This is a genomic window from Methylobacterium sp. CCH7-A2 (assembly GCF_001557075.1).
Classification (GTDB): Bacteria; Pseudomonadota; Alphaproteobacteria; order Rhizobiales; family Beijerinckiaceae; genus Allobosea; species Allobosea massiliensis.
In genome coordinates this window covers 1-288 of sequence record NZ_LSKN01000001.1, presented here as the reverse complement: position 1 = coordinate 288, position 288 = coordinate 1, and the positions used below count along the sequence as shown (strand labels likewise).

1 protein-coding gene is annotated in these 288 nt (G+C 63.2%); it reads left to right on the top strand.

Annotation, left to right across the window (positions count from 1 at the left end):
* Positions 1-288: cytochrome c (locus tag AX750_RS00005; RefSeq protein ID WP_245282259.1), on the top strand; the 288-nt coding region annotated here is incomplete at both ends.

The following is a 288-nucleotide window of genomic DNA, read 5'->3' as shown; positions in this document are numbered from 1 at the left end:
CCAGCTGCCATGGCGAATTCGGCCAGGGCAATGGCCGCTGGCCGGTGCTGGCGGGTGGGCAGGGCACGCTCACCGCCGACCGCCCCGAGAAGACGATCGGCTCCTTCTGGCCGGATCTCTCGACGGTCTACGACTACATCCATCGCGCCATGCCGTTCGGCAACGCCCAGTCGCTGAGCGCGGACGAGACCTATGCGCTCACGGCCTATCTCCTTTTCCTGAACGACATCGTGAAGGACGAGGACTTCGAATTGTCGGACAAGAACTTCACATCGGTGAAGCTGCCCA